Here is a 13,226-nt window from a genome sequence, read left to right as displayed (position 1 = left end):
CGCAGTCGATGACCGGGCGTCCTGTCGGGAGAATTTCGCATTTCGGGGCATCGCTGCGGCCACGGCGGTCAGACGTAGACGTATGGCAGTGGATTCCGAACGCAACGATGACATGCGCGGCAAGGACGCACTGGTCGGCATCAAGCCCCGCGTCCAGGTCGAAGGGGCGTACCGGCGGCTGGAGCACGCGGTCGCCGCCCCCGGCCTGCGGACGCCCTTCTCCATGGGCGCCCTGGCGGCCTACGGCTGGGCGCTGGGGCGGGTCACCGAGGCCCCGGTGACGGGAGCCGTCGGCACGGGGCGCGTACCGTCCAGCCACCTGCTCACGGCCGAGCTGGACGCGGCCGTGGTGCAGCTGGCGGACCCGACCGAGAGCCTGGAGCGCGTGGACCACGTCCGCGGGGTGCACGACGCGCTGGCGTGGGTGTGCGGGCTCGTCGACGAACAGCCGTGACCGCCCGCGCGCCACGCCCCGGTCATATGGAGGCCGTGGGCGGGAAGGCCATGCCCGAGTACGCCGATGGCCCGCCCGCGCCCCGGAAGTCCATGGCCCGTGTCACCTGCCTGAGGGTCTCCTCGGCCGTCCGGCGGACGTCGGCGGGAACATCGCCGCGCTCTTCGATGAGGCTGTCGTAGATCGGCGCGTCGCCTCGCACAGCGGAGTCCATGTCGAAATACCTTTCCGAAGACGTCTGTTGATCGCTCACCGCCGCTGCGGGCAGCGGTGGACGAGTGTACGGGTCATGATCGGATGAAGTGCGCGCAGCCCGTCCCTGCGGCCCTCGAAGTGGTCATGGGTGCCATCGTGGCAGGCGCCACTGACAACGCGGACCCGGCGCCCGGCTAGCAGGCGCCGCCCCATGGCGCAATCCCCTCGCCTCCGCCCGGAGCGGGCCGGAGTGTGGTGCTCACGGCCATTCCGGCCGGTATCCCGGCGGCTCTACGGTGCGCTCACCGCCACCGCATGCCACCGAGGAGCCGCCATGCCCGCGCCATTCCCCTGCCGTACGGCAGCCAGGACCCGAACCGGTACCAGCACAGGTACCGGCACCGGCACCGGTACCGCAGCCACCGCGTCGGGACGGTGGCGTCAGGCGCCGCTCCCCGCCCTGGCCGTCCTCGCCCTCACGGCCGGCACCGCCCTGACCGCGCCCACGCCGACCGCGCACGCAGGGGCCGCGCCCGCACAGGCCGCGCCCGCAACCGCCGCGCACGAGCGGCCGCCGGAAAGCCGCTGCTCCGCCTCGTCCGGCGCCCTGCCCCGGGTTCCGGGAGCGGCGTACCAGCGGGCCGTGTGCCTGGACGAGCTGACCACCGCCGGGACCGTGGCCTCCGGCCATACCGATCCGGCGGACTGGGCGGGCCTGACGCCGAAGGGCCTGGCCACCCCGAGCGGCGTGCCCGGCGTCCAGATCGACGGCTACTTCCCCGACACCTCCGCCACCAACACCAACCACGGCTGGAAACACGACTCCCAGTTCGTCATCCGGCTGCCCGATCGGTGGAACGGCGGCCTGGTCGTCTCCGGCACACCGGGCAACCGGGAGCAGTACGCCAACGACCGCGCCATCGGCGACTGGGTGCTCTCCCGGGGGTACGCGTTCGCCGCCACCGACAAGGGCAACACGGGTACCGCGTTCCACCGCGACGGGAAACGGCCCGGGGACGCCATCGCCGAGTGGAACACCCGCCTGACCCAGCTCACCCGCGCCGCCCGCGCGGTGGCCGCCCGGCACTACCACCGGCCACCAGCCCGTACCCTCGCCACCGGCATGTCCAACGGCGGTTACCTCGTGCGCTGGCAGCTGGAGAACCATCCGGAGCTGTACGACGGCGGTGTCGACTGGGAGGGCACGCTGTGGCGCCCGGACGGGCCGAACCTCCTGACCTTCCTGCCGCCGGCGCTGCGCCACTACCCGGCCGTGGCCTCGGGCGGCCCCGCGGCGGGGCCCGCCCGCGCCGCGCTGCACGCCGCGGGTTATCCGGCCGGTTCGGAGTTCCTGTGGCCGTACCATCACACGTACTACTGGGACCTCACGCAGCGCATCTACCGCGAGGAACTGGACCCCGGCTTCGACGGGGCGAGGGAGGCGGGCACGCCGTACTGCGCTCCGGGCACCGCCGCCTGTGACGCCGACTACGACTACGGGGCCCGGCCCGCCGAGGTACGCCGGGCCGTGGAGCGCATCGCCCTGACGGGCCGGATCGGCAAACCGCTGATCACCGTGCACGGCACCCTCGATGTCCTGCTGCCCATCGGCCAGGACTCCGATGTCTACGCCGACATGGTGCGCGACGCCGGACGAGGCGGCCTGCACCGCTACTACCGCATCGAGGGCGCCACTCACACCGATGCCCTGGCCGATGCCTTTCCCGACCGGCTCCGCCCCCTGGTGCCGTGCCACCGCTCGGCCTTCACAGCCCTGGAGGACTGGCTCACCCACGGCCACCGGCCGCCGGCCGGCCGCACCGTGCCGATGCCGCGCGGGGCCGATCCGGCCACCCTCCTGACGAGTTGCCGCCTCTGACGCCGACGGCGTACGCCAACCACATGATTACCGGGCAGTAGCTGGAACGTCTCGTTCCGTCCATCATTGAGCAGGAGCATGCCAACATCTTGATCGGATCCCTTCTTCCCCACAGGGAGTGAGCCCCCCATGCACGCAGCTCGATGGAGAACACGCGTGGCGATGACCATGGCCACCGTCGCCGTCACCACGGCCACCTCGGCGACCACCGCCACCGCCGCCACCGAAGCCCCGGCCGCCCCGTCCGCCCCGTCCGCCCCGGCGGCCACCGCCGCCACCGCTGCCGCGAGCGCCACGACCACGGCCGCCCCGGCACCCGTGGACTACGGCGCCTGGCAGCGTGATGTGGCGGCCGTCATCGCCCAGGCCCGCCCCTACATCGAGCAGCGCACCTCCTCCCCCGCCGGCCAGAGCCCCGCCGGGGAGCGGATGGCGATCGTCCTCGACATCGACAACACGTCGCTGGAGACCGACTTCCACTACTTCTGGGAGTACCCGACCCCGGCTGTCGGGCCCGTCCGTGACCTGGCCCGGTACGCGGACTCCCGCGGCGTGGACGTCTTCTTCGTCACCGCGCGGCCCGGCATCCTCCACGCGCCCACCTCGTACAACCTCACCCGGGCCGGCTACCCCGTCGACGGTCTGTACGTACGCGACCTCCCGGACCTGTTCGACGAGGTGAGCGCGTACAAGACCGCCAAGCGCGGCGAGATCGAGGCGAAGGGGTACACGATCATCGCCAACATCGGCAACAGGGCCACGGACCTGGTCGGCGGCCACGCCGAGAAGACGTTCAAGCTGCCGGACTACGACGGCCGCCTGTCCTGACCCGTGCCCGGCAGGCCGCGGACACCTCGGCCGGGGGGAGGCGTCCGGCCGAGGCGTCCGGCCGAGGCGTCCGGCCGAGGCGTCCATTCGGGCCCTCCCCCGCTCCGGCCCGAACCCCGGCGCCCGCCGCCGGGTATGCGAGGTGCATGTCCCAGAAGTCTCCCGGTGCCGAGGGCGGGGCCCGCGCATGGTGGTTCGGGCGGCTGCACGGCGCCTTTCACGGCTCGGCCGCCGGGCGCGGCTGGCGGCGGGGCACCGACCTGGAACTGATGCACCGCTCGATGGGGTTCGCCGCGCTCGGGCTGCTGACGCTGGTGCCGCTGCTGATCGTGGTGGCGGCGGCGGACCCGGCGGGCGGGCAGGGGTTCGCGCAGTGGCTCTCGGACGGTCTCGGGGTCGCGGAGGCCTCGACGGACGAGGTGGAGCGGCTGTTCGCGCCACCGGGCGCGGCGCTGGAGTCCACCACCGGCTTCGGTATCGCCGCGCTGGCGGCGTTCGGTCTGACCTTCGGCGGCGTGGTCCAGACGGGCTACGAGAAGGTGTGGGAACTGCCCGCCGCCCGCTGGCACACCATGTGGCGCCACCTGGTCTGGCTCGCGCTGCTCATCGGCTTCCTCCTGCTGTCGGCGGACGTCGCCTCCCAGCCGGCGGCCGGCGGTGACCTGGTCTGGCGCATGGTGGTCGGCGTACTGAGCACGGTGGTGTTCTTCTGGTGGTCGCAGCGGCTGCTGCTGGGGGGACGGCTGCCCTGGCGCGCCCTGCTGCCGGGCGCGGTGGTGACCGTGATCGGGCTGGCCGGACTGCGGGGCTTCTCGCGCCTGGTCTTCTCCCCGCTGATCGCCTCCAACGCCGTGGCGTACGGCCCGGTCGGCACGATGCTGGTCGTCCAGTCCTGGCTCGTCGGCGTCGGCTTCGTCGTCTTCGGTGGCGCGCTGGTGGGCCGGCTGCTGTACGAGGAGCGCTGGCACCTGGCCCGGATGCTGCGGCGAGCACGCGGTCGGCTGCGGGGGCGACTGCGCGGGCGGCTGCGCCTGCGCCCGCCACGGCGGCGCCCATGAGCCGGACGGGTCCGGACGCAGGACTCGCCTCCGTAAAGAGTGCGAGGATGGACACCGGGCAAACGGGACAGAGAACCACCTGCGGCACATCCGCATCACTGGTGACACCGGGACGGTTTTGCACATGAACAGGAAGCCGACAGCGACCTCGGAGTCGGGGCAGGCCCAGGAGGCGGGACAGACGTCCACCGGGACGGTGTACGGCGCCCCCTGCTGGGTCAGCCTGATGACCCGCGATCTCCACGCCGCGCAGGACTTCTACGGTGCGGTGATGGGGTGGGAGTTCCGCCCGGCGCGGCTGGGCAAGGAATTCAGCGTCGCCCTCGCCGACGGCAAGCCCGTCGCCGGAATCGGCGCCCTGGCGTCGGCCCTCCAGGTGGCCGTCGCGTGGACTCCGTACTTCGCCGTCCAGAACGCCGACGAGACCGCCGCCCGTATCCGCGAGCGCAGCGGCACGGTGGCCGTCGGGCCGGTCGCGTTCGTGCTGGGGCGGGGCGCCCTGGCGGCGGACCGGGACGGCGCGGTGTTCGGCATCTGGGAGGGCCAGTTGCTCTCCGGCTGGGAGACGTGGCGTGCGGCGGCCCCCGCCTGGATCAGGCTCCAGACGCGGGACGCGTTCGAGGCCGCGATCTTCTACGGGGAAGTCTTCGACTGGGCGTGCGGGCGCCCCGGCTGCTGCGACGTCGTGTACGAGGAGGACGAGGTGGTCCTGCTCAGCGGCGGTCATGTGGCCGCCCGGCTCAGTTCCGGCGCCCTCGAAGCCGCGCCCGATCCCATGGTCCGGCCCCGCTGGCAGGTGCACTTCGTGGTCGGCGACGTCGACGCGTGCGTGGAGGCGGCGCGGCGGCACGGCGGCAGCATCGTCCACCATGACCCGGGCGCCCAGGCCACCCTCCGCGACCCCGACGGGGGGCTGTTCACCGTTACCACCCGCACGTCGGCGGAATGACTTTTTCCGATCTCGTGTACGCCGGTCTGGGCGTCGGCGCGCTGGCGGCCGCCGTCCTGCCGAGGGTGGTCTTCACCCGCCCGGTCTCGATGCCGATGGTGTTCCTCGCCGCGGGGGTCATCGCCCACCTGCTGCCCTTGCCGGCGGCGCCGGTCGATCCGGTGGGCGACCGGCTGTGGGCGGAACACCTCACCGAGGCCTGCGTGATCGTGTCCCTGATGGGTGCGGGACTGGCGATCAACCGGCCGATGGGACTGCGCTCGTGGGCGGGCACCTGGCGGCTGCTGGGCATCACCATGCCGCTGACCATCGCGGTGACGGCACTGCTCGCCTGGACGCTGCTGGACTGGCCGCCCGCCGCGGCCCTGCTGCTGGGTGCGGTCCTGGCGCCCACGGATCCGGTGCTGGCCTCCGAGGTGCGGGTGGGGGAGCCGACCGATTCCGAGGACGACGAGGACGAGGTGCGCTTCACGCTCACCAGCGAGGCGGGCCTCAACGACGGGCTCGCCTTCCCCTTCGTCCTCGCGGCCGTGGCGCTGGCCGCCTCGGCGGGGGCGGGCTGGTCGGCGGGGTGGATCGGCGAGTGGGCCCTGAGCGACGTCCTGGGAAAGGTGGCGGTCGGGCTGGTGGCGGGCGTGGCGGTGGGCCGGCTGCTCGGGTGGATGTTCTTCCGCGCCAGGCCGGCGGCGCTGCGGCTGTCGGAGCACATGGAGGGCTTCGTGGCCCTGGGCGCCACCTTCCTGGCGTACGGGGTCACCGAACTGCTGCACGGCTACGGCTTCCTGGCGGTGTTCGTCACCGCCTGCACCCTGCGCGCCGCCGAACGCAGCCACGGGTACCACAAGGTGCTCCACGAGTTCACCGAACAGGTCGAGCGGCTGCTCACCGCCTTCCTGCTGTTCCTGCTCGGCGCGTACGTCGCCGCCGGCGGGCTCGCGGCCCTGACGTGGCAGGCGGCGGCCGTCGCCCTGCTGCTGGTGCTCGTCGTCCGCCCGGTCACCGGGTGGCTGGCGCAGCTGGGCTTCGGTGCGGGGCCGCGCGAGCGGGTGGTCACGGCGGTGTTCGGGCTGCGCGGCATCGGGTCGCTGTACTACCTCGCGTACGCCCTCGGGCACGACGACTTCGGCGGGCTGGAGCGGCAGTTGTGGGCCGCTGTGGCGTTCACCGTCCTCGCCTCCGTCGTCCTGCACGGGGTGGCGGCGACACCGGTCATCGGCCGCCTCGACCGCATGCGGGCCAGGGCGGCACCCGGCGATCCGCCCTGAGGCTACGGACGGAAGCGCTCCAGCAGGACGCGGCGCTCGGCCTCCTCGCGTTCGAGGACGTCGGCCAGGACGGCGGTGTCGCGGCTGCCGCTGATCGCGTCACGTACCAGCGTCGCCAGCGCGTCCGGCGGCAACGCCTCGGCCTGGGTGGTGGACGTGCCGGGGAAGGAGCGCCGGTCGCCGGCCTTCACAGGGGCCGTGGGCAGGCCGAGTTCGGCGACCTGGCGCTCGGTGACGGCCAGGCGGTCGAACTCCATCGTCACGTCGGGGGCGTCGAGCGCGGCGAAGGCCGTGATGTCCTCGGCCAGTGCCGTGAACAGGTGCAGTCCACCCGGGTCCCAGTCGTTGATCACCAAGATGCGTACGGTGGCGTGGCCGCCCACGGCCGCCCGCCGGGCGGCGGCGCGCTTGCCGGACAGCCCGCCGGCGCCCGCGTACACCGGCACGCCCCACGGGTCGGTGACGGCGGCCAGCTGCGGCACCAGGCCCGCCGTGTCGCACCACACCTCCAGCCTGGCCTCCTGGCCCGCCTGGCGGTCGAGCCGGAAGCCGCGGGCGGCGTCGAGCTGCGCCCGGCGGAACCCGTCGGGGCCGTCGTAGGCGACGGGTTCCACGGCGGCTTCCGTGTCGTCGCGGATCGCCAGCCATGAGATACGGCCGGAGCGGCGGGCCATGCCGAGGAGCTCGACGAGGCGTTTGTAGGTCCGCTCCTGTTTCGCGAGCACACCGCCGACGACGGCCGCATACCATATCTGACGTATCGTCAGAGGTAAGTGTGCGGCGTATCTGCCGAGGATCAGCTCGACGGCCGTCAGCAACTCCAGCGTCGCGGGGCGTGGTTGCCAGTCCGGCTGGTATCCGCGAGGACGTCTGTCCGGCACCGCTGCCCCCTTCACACCGATCATGCGCGGCGGGACGCTTAGGCGTCCCGCGCCCTCCTTCCTTTCGGTCTGCCCAGGAGCGGCCGCCTCGTCACCCCGTGACCGTGCGGGATCGAAGCAGCTCCGGACCGTGTCACCCGTGTGGGTGGCGACCGGCGAGCCATCGCCTGCGGGGGCGCTCCGGCACGACGGGCCGGTGATGATGCGGCGGTGATCCCCGTACGCGCCACCCGGCCCACCGCACCCGCCCCACGGGCCCCGATGGTCCTGCCCGCCCCCCTCGTCCCGCCCGTCCCGCTCGTCGTGCTTCTCCTGCTCCTCCTGCTGTCGGCGCTGCTGCCGGGGGCCGCACCGGCCACCGCCCGTCCGGCCACCGCCCGTCCGGCCCCGGGCCTCGCGGCCCACGGGACCCCCGAGGCACGGCAGCGCGAGACGACCGCCGACGAGCGGCGCGTCGCGCGGGAGCTGACGGCGCTGCGGGCGCGGCCCGGCGCGCTGCGCGCGTTCTTCCGGGCCCTGCCCAAGGGCGGTGACCTGCACAACCACCTGTTCGGGGCCGCCTCCACCGAGTTCCTGATCGAGCTCGCGGGGCGGGACGGGCTGTGCGTCGAGCTGCGGACGATGACGGCCCGCCAGCCGCCGTGCGCTCCGGGTACGCGGCCGGCGGCGGACGCGCGCGGGGACGCCCGGTTCCGGTCGCGCATCGTCCGGGCGTGGTCGATGCAGGACTTCCCCCGGGGCACACCGGGGCACGACCACTTTTTCGCCACGTTCGGCAGGTTCGCGGAGGTGGCGCGGCGGGGCCATGGGCGGGTGCTGGCCGAGGTGGCGGGCTCCGTGGCCCGCCAGGGTCAGGTGTACCTGGAGACGATGGTGTCGCCGGTCGCCGGGGAGGCGGAACGGCTCGCCGACGAGGTCGGATTCGACCCGGACCTGGGCCGGCTGCACCGCGAGCTGCTGGCCGGCGGGCGGATGGACCGGCTGGTGCGGCTGGCCCGCGCGGAGGCCGACGCGGGTGACGCGCAGTTCCGCGAGGCGGCGCGCTGCGGGACGTCGCGGCCGGGCCCCGGCTGCGGCCTGGCCGTGCGGTTCATCTCCCAGGCGTACCGCGAAAGCCCGCCGGAGCGGGTGTTCACGCAGCTGGTCCTCGGGATGGAACTCGCGGAGCGGGACGCCCGGTTCGTCGCGGTGAACCTGGTCCAGCCGGAGGACGGCGAGCGGGCGCTGCGCGACTACCGGCTGCACATGTCGATGCTGAACCTGCTGCACCGCCGCTACCCGCGGGCCCACATCACGCTCCACGCGGGTGAGCTGGTGCCGGGCCTGGTGAAGCCGCACGAGCTGACCTTCCACATCGGGGAGGCGGTACGCACGGGCCGGGCCGAGCGGATCGGGCACGGGGTGTCCCTGTGGTACGAGGCCGGCCGGTCGGGGCTGCTGCGCACCATGCGGGAGCGGCGCGTCGCCGTCGAGACGCCCCTCACCAGCAACGAGCAGATCCTCGGCGTACGGGGCGCGGAGCACCCCTTCCTGACCTACCGGCGCCACGGCGTCCCGGTGGTCCTGGCGACCGACGACCCGGGGGTGTCGCGTACCGACATCAGCCGCGAGTACCAGCGGGCGGCGGTGACGTACGGGCTCGGGTATCCGGAGCTGAAGGACCTCGCGCGTGACTCGCTGGAGTACGCGTTCCTGCCGGGGCGCAGCCTGTGGCGGACCGTCACCGGCCGGCACGCCTACACACCCGTACCCGCCTGCGCGCCCGCCCGGCCCGGCGCCGCGGCTCCCGGGCCGGGATGCGCGCGGTTCCTGCGGCAGAGCCCGAAGGCGGCCGTGCAGTGGCGCCAGGAGGCGGCGTTCGCCGCGTTCGAGCGACGTTCCTGGAAACCTGTCCCCCGCTGATCAGCTCGCCTTGCGGCCCGCGAGGGGCGCGGTCTGCATGCCCGCGCCGCGCCGCATGCCGCGCAGCATGTCCCCGATCGCCTCCAGTGCGGTGCGCTGGGGGTTCCAGCCCAGTTCCTCGCGGGCGCGGGTGCTGTCCAGCAGCGGCAGGCGCAGCACGGCGTCGAAGAGCTGCGGGGAGGCCGGGATCAGGTGCAGGCCCCACCCCGCGGCGAGCGCGGCGCGGGCGGCCGGGCGCGGCAGCCGTACGACACGGGCGTCGAGGAGCCGGGCGAGCGCGCCGGCGTCGATGACCGGCTCGGCGGCCAGGTTGAAGGCGCCGCTGACCTCCTTGGTGACGGCGAGCCGGTAGGCCTGGGCCGCGTCGTCGGTGTGCAGCGCCTGGAACCGCAGCCCGGGGATGTCCGGTACGACGGGGATGGTCCTGGGCCCGGCCAGCGGTCCGGGCACGAACCGGCCCGCGAAGATCCGCCGCTGCTCGCTCCCGGACTCCTCCTTGAACAGGAACGCCGGGCGCATCCGGACCACCCGCACACCGGGGTTGCGGGGCTCGAAGGCGTCGAGGACCCGTTCCAGATAGGCCTTCTCGCGACAGTACGCGGCCTCCGGCCAGCCGTGCGTGGGCCAGGACTCGTCGACCGCGCCGACCTTCGGGCCCGGCGAGTACGCGCCCACGGACGAGGCGTGGACCAGCACGGGTACGCCCGCGGCGGCGACGTCCCGGAACACCTGGAGGCTGCCGTGCACATTGGTCCGCCAGGTCGCCGCGGGGTTGTGCGTCGGCTGGAAGGCCCAGGCCAGGTGGATCACGGCGTCGGCGCCCTCGAAGTGCCTGACGAGGTCGGTCTCCTCGCGGAGGTCGACCGGTGCCCAGTCGGTCTTCGGCGGCGACCAGCCGGGCAGCCGGCGGGCCAGCCCGAGGATGGAGGAGATCTGCGGGTCGTCCGCGAGGGCCGCCACGACGCTGGTACCGACATTTCCGGTGGCTCCGGTGACGACGACCCTCTTGCCGGCGTTCATACTCACGGTTCCTGCCCTCCGACGGTTCGGCGTGGTCCCGGCCGGCGTGCCGGGGAGGTCCGGGTACCCGCTGCGCGGCGGTCCACGTCGCGGGCCTACCGGCGCATGACGGCGGCGACGGAAGGGCACCATGGGACGCGGGGGCAGGCACGCGAGAAGGGAAGCCTTGGCGGATGCGAGTGAACCTCACGGGCAGAACGGCACTGGTGACCGGCTCCACCCAGGGCATCGGCGCGGCGATCACCACCGCCCTGGCGCGCTCCGGGGCGACGGTGGCGGTCAACGGGCGTACGTCGGACACGGTCACCGCCGCGGTGAAGCGGCTGCGGGCGGAGGTCCCCGATGCCGAGGTGGTGCCGGTGGCCGCGGACATCGCGACCGACGAGGGCGCGGAACTGGCCGTGGAGTTGCTGCCCGAGGTGGACATCCTGGTCAACAACCTGGGCATCTTCGAGCCGCGGCCCGCCCTGGAGATCACGGACGAGGAGTGGCGGCGGTACTTCGAGGTGAACGTGCTCGCGGCGGTGCGGCTGACCCGTGCGTACCTGCCGGGCATGAAGAGCCGCGGCTGGGGCCGGGTGCAGTACATCGCCAGCGACTCCGCGGTGGTGATCCCGGCCGAGATGATCCACTACGGCATGTCGAAGACGGCGCTGCTCGCGGTGAGCCGCGGTTTCGCCAAGGAGGCAGCCGGGACGGGCGTCACGGTCAACTCGGTCATCGCGGGACCCACCCATACGGGTGGTGTCGAGGACTTCGTGTACGAGCTGGTGGACCGGGCCCTGCCGTGGGACGAGGCGCAGCGCGTGTTCATGCGCGAGCACCGGCCGCAGTCCCTGCTCCAGCGGCTGATCGAGCCGGAGGAGATCGCGCACATGGTGGTGTACCTGAGCTCCCCGCAGGCGTCGGCGACCACCGGCGGAGCGGTCCGCGTGGACGGCGGCTACGTGGACTCCATCCTGCCGTGATCGCGCGACGGCACAGGCGGGCGCGGAGCGGGGCTCCGAACGGTTGCCCGGGCGGACATCCGGCCGGGTTGGCCGGTTCTCGCCGGGCCTTTGGCATATGCCATGAGCACCACCGTATCGAGTGTTGCCAAACCACTTACAGCCCGTCTTCGCCTGTGCGACAGTCGTTATCGGTCCTTACTTTCAGACCCTGGCCGCCGCGCCCGTATCGGAGTACGACATGCCGTCCCATCTGTTCGCGGACCGTCCCGCCCCCCAGCCGCCCGAGCGGGGCACGGTGGACGCCCTCATCTCGCAGACCCGCCGGCTGCGCGGAGACGTCGATGCCGTACGCCGGGACGCCGTGGCGGACGAGGACGACCCGCAGGGCCGCTGGCAGCGCGCGCTGTGCGACCTCGCCGTCCACCAACTCGACGACCTCGGCGCTCAGTTGGGGCAGCTCAAGGCAGGTCTGCCCGATGGCGCCGAAGAGCCGGCGGAGCCTTACGGGGCCGTGGACACCGATGACGTCCGCGACGACCTCCATGAGGAGCGGCCGCCCACGGGCTCGCTGCTCAGCCGGGTCGGCAGTGCGGAGTGGAATCTGCTGACCGACGAGGTGAGCTGGTCCGACGAGCTCTACGTGATCTTCGGCCGCTCACCCGAGTCCGGCCCGATGACCCTGGACGAGCTTCCCTCCATGGTGTTCGCCGAGGACCAGGGGCTGCTCACCGCGATGGTGACGGACTGTCTGATCGACGGGAAGCCGATCGACGGCGAGTTCCGGATCGTCCGTGCCGACGGGCGCGTGCGCACGCTCCACATGATGGGCGAGCCCGTCCTCGACACGGACGGTTGCACCGCGTCGATGTGGGCGGTTTTACGGGACGTCAGCGAACTGCGCCGCAGCGAGCGGGCCGTGCGCGAATCGCGGAACTCGCTCCAGCGCCGCCAGCACATCGAGCAGACCGAGCACCGGATGGCCGTGGAGATCCACGAGGCGGTCCTGCCGCCGTGGCGCAACTCCACCGGCTACCCCCGGGGCGGGCCCGCCGGACTCGACCTGGCGGGACAGTTCCTGCCGTCCGGCGCCGGCGCGATGCTCGGCGGCGACTGGTACGACGCGCTGGAGCTGCCCGACGGGGACGCCCTGCTGACCGTGGGCGACCTGACCGGGCACGGGGTGTCCGCGACGTCCACGATGGCGATGCTGCTGGGAGCGCTGCGCGGGCTGGCCGTGGCCGGAATCCGGCCCGGCCCCCTGATGGGCCACCTCAACCAGGTGCTGGACTCCTCCTCGCAGCCCGCCCTGGGCAGCGCGGTGTGCTGCCGCTACAACGCGCGGGCCAGGACGCTCAGTTGGGCGCAGGCGGGCCACCCCGCCCCGCTGCTGTTCCGCGGCGGGACGGGGCAGGCGCTGGCGCGGCCGGACGGGGCGCTGCTCGGCGCGACCGCCGGCGCGGTGTACGAGCAGGCCGAAGTCCGGCTACTGCCCGGGGACCTGCTGGTGCTGCACACGGACGGGCTCACCCACGGGCCGGGTGCGGGCACGCCGGGGCGCTCGGACGCCTCTGGTCTCTCGGACGCCTCTGGTAGGGACAGGTTGCTGGACATGGCACCGCGGTTCGCCCGGGCGCGCGATGCGCAGGAGTGTGTGCGCCTGGTGGTGGAGGAGTTCGGCGAGTCGGCCCGTGAGGGCGGGGCCTGTGTCATGGTCGCCAAGGTCGACGGCCGGGCGTGAGCAACGGTCAGGGCGGTCCTGAGCCCTACGGTCCGTAAGCCCTCCGGCTCGTAAGCCCTCCGACTCGAAGGCGGTCGGTGCCGTCGGTCTCTCCGCCGGGCTCTGCG

At 73.4% G+C, this 13,226-nt stretch carries 12 protein-coding genes; 9 read left to right on the top strand and 3 right to left on the bottom strand.

Going from position 1 to position 13,226, the window contains the following annotated elements; genetic code table 11:
- The first annotated feature begins 82 nt into the window (after window positions 1-82).
- On the top strand, window positions 83-454 hold the full coding sequence (locus QWM81_RS04390; RefSeq protein ID WP_290110150.1) for a hypothetical protein: 372 nt from the start codon (window positions 83-85) through the stop codon (window positions 452-454).
- A 22-nt stretch (window positions 455-476) separates the two neighbouring features.
- Here QWM81_RS04390 and QWM81_RS04385 read toward each other — a convergent pair whose 3' ends face one another.
- Window positions 477-668, bottom strand: coding sequence for a hypothetical protein (locus QWM81_RS04385; RefSeq protein WP_290110149.1), 192 nt, complete (start codon window positions 666-668; stop codon window positions 477-479).
- 315 nt (window positions 669-983) lie between these two features.
- Here QWM81_RS04385 and QWM81_RS04380 point away from each other — a divergent pair, with 315 nt between their 5' ends.
- From QWM81_RS04380 to QWM81_RS04360, 5 genes are all read left to right on the top strand, one after another.
- Window positions 984-2,528 carry a 3-hydroxybutyrate oligomer hydrolase family protein gene (locus QWM81_RS04380; protein ID WP_290110148.1) on the top strand — a complete coding sequence of 515 codons (1,545 nt, stop codon included), beginning with the start codon at window positions 984-986 and terminating at the stop codon, window positions 2,526-2,528.
- 129 nt (window positions 2,529-2,657) lie between these two features.
- Window positions 2,658-3,356, top strand: a complete 699-nt coding sequence (locus QWM81_RS04375) for an HAD family acid phosphatase (protein WP_435372322.1) — start codon at window positions 2,658-2,660, stop codon at window positions 3,354-3,356.
- Window positions 3,357-3,502: 146 nt separating this feature from the next.
- Window positions 3,503-4,414 (top strand): YhjD/YihY/BrkB family envelope integrity protein, encoded by a 912-nt coding sequence (locus tag QWM81_RS04370; protein ID WP_290110147.1) that lies wholly within the window; start codon window positions 3,503-3,505, stop codon window positions 4,412-4,414.
- A gap of 124 nt (window positions 4,415-4,538) precedes the next feature.
- A complete protein-coding gene (locus tag QWM81_RS04365; protein ID WP_290110146.1) occupies window positions 4,539-5,363 on the top strand; it encodes a VOC family protein in 825 nt (274 codons plus the stop codon).
- Window positions 5,360-6,628 (top strand): cation:proton antiporter, encoded by a 1,269-nt coding sequence (locus tag QWM81_RS04360; RefSeq protein WP_290110145.1) that lies wholly within the window; start codon window positions 5,360-5,362, stop codon window positions 6,626-6,628. Before QWM81_RS04365 ends, QWM81_RS04360 begins: the two co-directional genes overlap by 4 nt.
- A 2-nt stretch (window positions 6,629-6,630) precedes the next feature.
- Here QWM81_RS04360 and QWM81_RS04355 read toward each other — a convergent pair whose 3' ends face one another.
- The gene (locus QWM81_RS04355; RefSeq protein WP_290110144.1) at window positions 6,631-7,509 is read right to left on the bottom strand and encodes a hypothetical protein; all 879 of its coding nucleotides are present in this window, start codon (window positions 7,507-7,509) and stop codon (window positions 6,631-6,633) included.
- Between the two features lie 261 nt (window positions 7,510-7,770).
- On the opposite strand from QWM81_RS04355, the gene QWM81_RS04350 reads away from it, so the two are divergent.
- Window positions 7,771-9,411: an adenosine deaminase family protein gene (locus QWM81_RS04350; protein WP_290110286.1), complete on the top strand. Its 1,641-nt coding sequence runs from the start codon at window positions 7,771-7,773 to the stop codon at window positions 9,409-9,411.
- On the opposite strand, the gene QWM81_RS04345 is transcribed toward QWM81_RS04350, so the two are convergent.
- Complete coding sequence (locus QWM81_RS04345; protein WP_290110143.1) at window positions 9,412-10,437, bottom strand: NAD-dependent epimerase/dehydratase family protein; 1,026 nt, start codon at window positions 10,435-10,437, stop codon at window positions 9,412-9,414. It abuts the gene before it with no gap.
- Between the two features lie 167 nt (window positions 10,438-10,604).
- Between QWM81_RS04345 and QWM81_RS04340 the strand changes: the two genes are divergently transcribed.
- Both QWM81_RS04340 and QWM81_RS04335 read left to right on the top strand, forming a co-directional pair.
- Entirely contained in the window at window positions 10,605-11,399 is a 795-nt protein-coding gene (locus QWM81_RS04340) for an SDR family NAD(P)-dependent oxidoreductase (protein ID WP_290110142.1), read from the top strand.
- A gap of 220 nt (window positions 11,400-11,619) precedes the next feature.
- Window positions 11,620-13,119 (top strand): PP2C family protein-serine/threonine phosphatase, encoded by a 1,500-nt coding sequence (locus QWM81_RS04335; RefSeq protein ID WP_290110141.1) that lies wholly within the window; start codon window positions 11,620-11,622, stop codon window positions 13,117-13,119.
- The last annotated feature ends 107 nt before the right edge of the window (window positions 13,120-13,226 follow it).

Source organism: Streptomyces ficellus (assembly GCF_030406405.1).
Classification (GTDB): Bacteria; Actinomycetota; Actinomycetes; order Streptomycetales; family Streptomycetaceae; genus Streptomyces; species Streptomyces ficellus_B.
The sequence above is the reverse complement of the archived record's forward strand: the minus strand, read 5'-3'. Positions and strand labels throughout refer to the sequence as shown.

Bases quoted from the DNA above. Each gene is read 5' to 3' on its own strand.
- QWM81_RS04390 (WP_290110150.1), top strand. From the start codon at position 83: ATGGCAGTGGATTCCGAACGCAACGATGACATGCGCGGCAAGGACGCA.
- QWM81_RS04385 (WP_290110149.1), bottom strand. From the start codon at position 668: ATGGACTCCGCTGTGCGAGGCGACGCGCCGATCTACGACAGCCTCATC.
- QWM81_RS04380 (WP_290110148.1), top strand. From the start codon at position 984: ATGCCCGCGCCATTCCCCTGCCGTACGGCAGCCAGGACCCGAACCGGT.
- QWM81_RS04375 (WP_435372322.1), top strand. From the start codon at position 2,658: ATGCACGCAGCTCGATGGAGAACACGCGTGGCGATGACCATGGCCACC.
- QWM81_RS04370 (WP_290110147.1), top strand. From the start codon at position 3,503: ATGTCCCAGAAGTCTCCCGGTGCCGAGGGCGGGGCCCGCGCATGGTGG.
- QWM81_RS04365 (WP_290110146.1), top strand. From the start codon at position 4,539: ATGAACAGGAAGCCGACAGCGACCTCGGAGTCGGGGCAGGCCCAGGAG.
- QWM81_RS04360 (WP_290110145.1), top strand. From the start codon at position 5,360: ATGACTTTTTCCGATCTCGTGTACGCCGGTCTGGGCGTCGGCGCGCTG.
- QWM81_RS04350 (WP_290110286.1), top strand. From the start codon at position 7,771: ATGGTCCTGCCCGCCCCCCTCGTCCCGCCCGTCCCGCTCGTCGTGCTT.
- QWM81_RS04340 (WP_290110142.1), top strand. From the start codon at position 10,605: ATGCGAGTGAACCTCACGGGCAGAACGGCACTGGTGACCGGCTCCACC.
- QWM81_RS04335 (WP_290110141.1), top strand. From the start codon at position 11,620: ATGCCGTCCCATCTGTTCGCGGACCGTCCCGCCCCCCAGCCGCCCGAG.